The sequence below is a fragment of the Candidatus Halocynthiibacter alkanivorans genome (assembly GCF_003333265.1).
Lineage (GTDB): Bacteria > Pseudomonadota > Alphaproteobacteria > Rhodobacterales > Rhodobacteraceae > Halocyntiibacter_A > Halocyntiibacter_A alkanivorans.
Genome location: NZ_QOLB01000027.1, coordinates 1 through 6211 on the forward strand (window position 1 = coordinate 1; position 6211 = coordinate 6211).

At 54.3% G+C, this 6211-nt stretch carries 6 protein-coding genes and 1 pseudogene; 5 read left to right on the forward strand and 2 right to left on the reverse strand.

Annotated features, from left to right (window positions below; all coding sequences use genetic code 11):
- The first annotated feature begins 445 nt into the window (after positions 1-445).
- Positions 446-1279: a hypothetical protein gene (locus tag DWA01_RS22860; RefSeq protein WP_136057637.1), complete on the forward strand. Its 834-nt coding sequence runs from the start codon at positions 446-448 to the stop codon at positions 1277-1279.
- Between the two features lie 669 nt (positions 1280-1948).
- Here the strand turns inward: DWA01_RS22860 and DWA01_RS00530 are convergent.
- A complete protein-coding gene (locus DWA01_RS00530; protein ID WP_114283678.1) occupies positions 1949-2419 on the reverse strand; it encodes a copper chaperone PCu(A)C in 471 nt (156 codons plus the stop codon).
- 373 nt (positions 2420-2792) lie between these two features.
- On the reverse strand, positions 2793-3422 hold the full coding sequence (locus tag DWA01_RS00535) for a LexA family transcriptional regulator (RefSeq protein WP_114283679.1): 630 nt from the start codon (positions 3420-3422) through the stop codon (positions 2793-2795).
- Between the two features lie 343 nt (positions 3423-3765).
- Between DWA01_RS00535 and DWA01_RS00545 the strand changes: the two genes are divergently transcribed.
- The 4 genes and pseudogenes from DWA01_RS00545 to DWA01_RS00555 all read left to right on the forward strand — a co-directional run.
- Positions 3766-4146, forward strand: a complete 381-nt coding sequence (locus tag DWA01_RS00545; RefSeq protein ID WP_114283681.1) for a hypothetical protein — start codon at positions 3766-3768, stop codon at positions 4144-4146.
- Positions 4147-4240: 94 nt separating this feature from the next.
- Positions 4241-4807: a hypothetical protein gene (locus tag DWA01_RS22865; protein ID WP_136057638.1), complete on the forward strand. Its 567-nt coding sequence runs from the start codon at positions 4241-4243 to the stop codon at positions 4805-4807.
- Positions 4808-4954: 147 nt separating this feature from the next.
- The gene (tnpB, locus tag DWA01_RS00550) at positions 4955-5287 is read left to right on the forward strand and encodes an IS66 family insertion sequence element accessory protein TnpB (protein WP_200832469.1); all 333 of its coding nucleotides are present in this window, start codon (positions 4955-4957) and stop codon (positions 5285-5287) included.
- A gap of 54 nt (positions 5288-5341) precedes the next feature.
- A pseudogene (locus DWA01_RS00555) lies at positions 5342-6076 on the forward strand (IS66 family transposase); the annotation flags it as partial.
- Positions 6077-6211: the final 135 nt, after the last annotated feature.

The window sequence follows — 6211 nt, forward strand, 5'->3', positions numbered from 1 at the left end:
GACGGCTTCGCTCGGATGCCGGTCGCTGATATGCCGCCTCTCCGTTGATGCGTGCTGGCCGCTTCAAGCTGAAGCCCAAGGGCCCAACACTCTACGTCCAGCGCAGTCACGTGGATGAGCGTCGTTAGTCACCATAGGGGGGCTGAGTTTGAGGCTAGCTGAAGAGACCACGTTAGGATCGAGGTCGGCTTTGGGCCGTTCGTGACAGTGATGGCAGAGGGAAGAGGCCCGATTGCCGCACCAGGCACATTTCGGCACTAAGGGCGGTAAGGAGCCGTTCGCTGCGTTCAACTCCAACAGCTGCTTCGCGCAAAAGCCGGCGTAGCAAGTCACTGGGGCGACCGTAAGCGTCACCTCGCGTCCTGCCATATTTCGAACGTATTGCTGCTCTAAGCATTAATGCGATCCATGTAAGGATCAGTAAAGTATTGCGAAGGGACCTGAGATGAAACTCATAAATGTGCTTACTATTGCTTCTGTAGCAGTGATGGGGCCAACTTTGGTGACAACCATCGATATTACAGGGTCCCAAGGTCTGGATGCGGCGTGGGCTGCTGGGAATGGCAATGGCAATGGCGGCGGTGGAAAGTCCGGTGGGCGTGGCGGTAGCAAGTCAAGTGAACGTGGCAGTAGTCAGGCTCATGGAGGTGGTAAAGGGCTGGCGTCATCTTCCAAACGAGCCCCCAAAGGCAATCTTCAATCCGAGCTTAAAGGTCTGAATTCCCTGAAACGCAACATCAACGGGTTGATGAACAGCTCTGACCCAAAGATGGCCGCATTCCGTGATTTCGTTTCCGCCAGTGCGGATCTGGAACTGGCCAAAGAAGCGCTGGCCAAAGTGCAAAGTGTATATACTCAAACTTCTGGTGACTTTCTGAGAATGGCTTCGGACATGGGTATTTCTTCTGATCCGTCCACAGCGCAGGCAGAACTTGATACCCAGATGGAAGACCTGCTGGCCAGCGAACCCGAGGCTGATGATCCGGCTTATACACAATGGGCGGAAGACGCAGCCGCTGTGACTGACGCGCAATCAGTAATGACGCGGTTGAATGAAGACTGGGCATCATTGCAGGACGCGAAAAGCGAAGTTGAGGGAGCTACCGCCGGAACGAGCGAAGCCGATATGATGGATGCGATTGTTGCAGCGATAAATTCGACTGGTGCGGGACCTGTAACTGAAGCCGATGTCACTCCGGAAATGGCTGAATGGGTGGCAGCGCAGCTTGGAGTTGGTGACAGTAGCGGCGCTATTGACGCCTGGCTGTCGACCCTTTGAGGTAAGCGCCCTCGCGTTCACTCTCTGGCAACAGAATTTCACGTCACCAGCTTGTTGATTTTGTGATCTGCATTGCGGCTGAGAACATTGGTGAGCCGGGCCTAGCGCAGCCATAGCTATTGCTCCCGTTCAGATCCCGAACCCAAACGGCAGCTTCGTCCCGCAATTCGGTCAGTCGCCTCCGTCACGAAGAACGTCCGCTTTTCCTGTGTCAGTCGATCGATCTGATGACCGCCTTGGGCTGAAAGTGTGAATTCGCTGCGCCGAGGTCCAACGGCTGCTCAGGGCCGTTCTTGACAGTTATGGCAGAGGGAAGTGGTCCGATTGCTGCACCAAGCACATTTCGGCGAGAAGGGTGGATTCCGGTCATTCGCTGCAAATGCAAGCTAAGAAGGCGTAAGCGTAGGAAGCCGACATTCAGACAATGGCGAAGCTCGGATTCTTTCTGCGATGCGGCGGTCCGGTTGGGGCCTATATTGGCTGCTTTCTGCATTGCGGCCCATGCTTGGGGCAACGCCACAAAGGATAACCCGGCTCCAGAAATACTTCGCTAGAATATCAAATGTACCGCAATTATCGTGAATTGCCGTTCGAATGTGGGTGCCTTCTAGTGAGCACAAGCAAGTGGAATGAATAAGGCGCTCTTATCGCAGTACTTGAGATTTCGCCTTATTCATTAACTGAATGGTTCCCATGGTCATCTCGGGTGTCATCGATCATGAATTCAATCGTAATTGGCCCGGCTTTTTCAAATATCAGTGTCGCTGGATACATCTGATCATCAGCCAATACAGTCGTGAGCCCCATAAACATCAAATGTAATCCGCCGGGCTCAAGGACTACGGTGTCATCGGCTGGAACTTCGAGCGAAAGCACATGCGTCATGCGCACCACACCGTCTTTCATCTCTGAGGTATGTATCTTCGCCGCTTTAGCAATAGGAGTTTCGACGCCGATCAATCTGTCTGAGGCATTGCCATCATTTGAGACTGCCATATAGCCCGCAGCAGTTTTTGCACCTTTTGGAGATAGTGATATTGTAGGGTGAATGATTTGAATCGTGCCCTTGGTGATATCATGTGCTGTTGCGGGAGTTGCGAAAAGCAATGTAAGTGCAGACATCAGTAGTAATAGACGCATGGGTTTCTTCCAGTGGATCAAAATTTCAACAAGTGTTCAATATCTCTAACACTGGATAATGCAAGCAGTGTCCGTTGAGTGGGCGCATGGAAGCCACAAGTGCACCATTCAACCAACCCATGTAGGGGAGCGCACTATCTGAAATTGTGACGGGTTTTGTCCGGTTGTCGGGCGGCTACGTGAAGGTCCGCAATGCGAATGCCACACTGCGGCGTTTGACACGGCGACAGAAGTCCGCAGTGGGCCGAAACCGGCCCTGGGTGCCACCAATCAATAGGAACCAATGTCCGCTCAGTGGTCGTTCCTTGAGCTTGCCGTGAATGAAGGGTTACGGCAGCGCGCGCTCTGAAAATGTCGATGCATCGGTCTGTGGTCAGATCTTTTTCACTAGTTCCGCGGGCCAATGTAGCCGCACCCGCGCAGCCCACTTCAGCTTAATATCGTGCTGGTTTTCGGCAGTAGGATTAAGCGATATCAAATTGAACAGGCCGGGCTCCGTACCGCGCTTGATCTGCTTGACCCAGCCCATAGCATTCTGGTCTTCGCAAACACATTTAGCACCGATAGCTTCTTCGGGCACACCGTTGTCACTGTCGCGTGTGTAAAACAGGATGTCACCGTCGGAAAACGCCGGTTCCATGCTGTCACCCTCCACTTCAACAGCGACCACCCCATGTGGGTTTAACCCAGGGGGGCACTCGACCTGAGGTCCATCGCCTTTTTCGTAGGCGTCAAAAACGGGAACCAGTGCGCCGGCGCCAACTTTACCTGCGATTGAAACCGAGGCCTGCGAAAGTTCGTTGGGAAGTGCAGCACCGGTTATCTCAGAAATCGCAAGCATTTCGTCGGCACTCATCTTCCGCTTGTCCAAAACGATCTTGTTGACTTTGGAGCGGTCCATAGGGGCTTGAAGTACGGCGCCCATATCTTCAGCCAACTGGGCCTGGCTTTTGCCTGAGGCTTGCAGTGCTTGATTGACCCATTGTCCTAATGTCGCTGGCATATCTAAACCTGACAGTTGCGTTTATCGCAACATAGCGTGTTGGCTTGAAAGGTTCTGTAACCAAAATCGCTACACAAGTGTTGCGCATCGTAGCGATGATCGCTACGAAGTGTGTTATGAAACCTGCAAGCACAATAATTGAAGCTCTGGGCGGCGCAGCAGCAGTTGCCAAGATTGTCGGCATACACCGAACCAGCGTTTACCGATGGACGTGGCGCAAATCCGAGGGCGGCACCGGGGGGACGATTCCTGCGAGCCACATAGTGACAATTATTGAGTTTGCCCGACAAAGGAACCTCGACATTCAATTGGAGCACTTCTTTGGCGACGTGAGGGCCAAGAAGTGAAGCTGTTGGGTGGCAAGCGCAAATCATCATCATGCCCTGACACTGGCACGAGCCCGTTCCGCGTTTCTTCGGAAAAAGCAATCGCGCTGATCGAGGACCACATCGACTATGTGGATTACGTGCGGTTCGTCATCGCCACTGTAACAGGAGAAGTGGTTGAACACCGGCAATGCCAGGCCGTTGCCCGTGTTGTCTGCAGGGACCGCGATACCGTCCGCAAATGGATCCGTGGCGAGACCGTCCCCAAACACCAGGATTTCTGGAAACTCGACATGATGGCGCGGGAGAAATACCCGTCCAACGCTGAATTCCTCTGCGCGCTGGCGGGGCCGGCGCTGGTTGCCCGCATCTTTGGTGAGGATGGTTCAAATGCTTGAAACACCCACTCGATCGTTCGGCTACGGGCTGCGAGGGACGTTTTCGTCTAAGTCAGTGGTTACCCAAGGCCCATCTAATATAGATGAATGCCGCATGTATATTGACAAGCCTGTAGTTTGTGGCATTCTGCCTACTCTCAAAGTGAGACTTGAGAGTGTGTGTTACCGGGCATTGTTTCGCCCACTTATTCCTGAAACTTACGGGCGCGCTTTGCAAATCGCGCGCCCGCTTTTGAATTCCAATCCGCGCCAGGTTCTAGTTGGGTTCTGGCGTGGTACGGTGGCGCGGTCCAAGGGACCCCACCGGGCAGTCGATTGTGGCTGGTGCGGCCACAATCGACTTTTCCATCTTTGCTTTTCGCGTGGAGCTTACTTTCTGCTCCTGCTGACTATGCGGCACCAATTCCCGGATCGTTTTACTCCATTCGCCTTTGGTAGCTGGCAGGGCAAAGAATTCCTCTCCGACATGATAGGCAAAGTTTTTCCAACGCAGTTGTGGCTGACAGCGCAATGGATCTGGCGCTGGGCCTCTTTGGTTTCTGTATTTGGAGGGCTCACACTCGCGCTTGAAACAGTCCGCCCCCCCGATCGATCGAACATCAACAATCGTCCTGGCTCAGTGAACGAAGCACAGGCAGCGCCGAATGCGGTGAACACATAAGGCGTTGAATGCGATTTGCCCGTCACCTCCTTTGGCAGGAACCCTTGATGTGATGAAGGGCGACATTACGATCCGCTTGGCGGGCGACACAGCCGCCGTGCGCATTGCCGAGATCGTGGCTTCGCTGTGATCCACCCGTCGCATGGCGTGCAGGTCTTTGTGGCGACCAAGCCTGTGGACTTCCGCAAGGGGCACGATGGTTTGGCCGCTTTGGTCCAGAGCCATCTGCAAAAGAAGCCGTTTGATGGTGCGGTCTATGTGTTCCGCGCCAAGCGGGCGGATCGGCTCAAGATGATTTGGTGGGATGGCACAGGTTTGGTGATGGCCTACAAGCGACTTGAGCAGAATGTGTTCAAATGGCCCGCCATCAAAGACGGCGTTTTGCGGCTTGATCCGGCGCAATTTGAGGCGCTGTTCGCAGGTCTGGATTGGCGGCGCGTGACGGCATTAGAGACCCGTCCGCCAGCTGCGGCAGAATGACTCGTGTGGCGTTTTTGGCAGGCACGTCAGCGTGGTTTTTGGTAATAAATGCCCATGACTTCTCGCTCTGATCTTCCCACAGATGTCGCCAGGTTGCAGGCGCTTTTGGCTGCAGCAGATGCACGACTGAGCGCACAGTCTCAGTCCCTTTTAGACCGCGATGGCATCATCGAGCGCAAAGAAGACCGCATCGTTCGGCTGGAAAAGCTGTTGGCCGACTTTAAGCGGGCGCTCTATGGCGCGAAGTCAGAGAAGGCTAATCCAGATCAATATCACCTCGCGCTCGAAGACATTGAGACGGCCATGGCTGTCGTCCATGCTGAAGATGAAGCCATTGATCCGCCAAAGACAGCGGCGTCAAAGTCTCGTGTTAGTCGCGGTGTCTTGCCCAAACATCTGCCGCGCGTCGAAAAGGTGATTGCACCAGAAGATGTCACGTGCGGCTGTGGTGCGATGCGTCACATCATCGGGGAAGACGTCAGCGAACGGCTGGATATCGTACCCGCCCAATTCCGCGTCCTTGTGACTCGTCGCCCCAAGTATGCATGTCGCTCGTGCGAAGCGGGTGTCATTCAAGCGCCCGCAAAACCGCGCCTGATCGAAGGCGGCATGCCGACTGAGGCAACCATCGCCAGTGTGATCGTGTCTAAATATGCTGATCACCTGCCGCTCTATCGCCAATCACAAATCTATGCACGACAAGGCGTCGATATTGACCGATCCACATTGGCGTTCTGGGTTGGCAAAGCGGCTTATGAACTAAGGCCGGTCCATGACGCCTTGCTGGCGCATTGGACTTGCCGCGCAAAAGTTCCGGTCTCTCATCTCATGTTAGGCGGCCTTTCGTTCGAAGGCCAAGGGGCTTTTTCCACCAAGCGATGAATGCCGCCGTCGAGGGTTATAGAACCCATTGATGTACCGGAA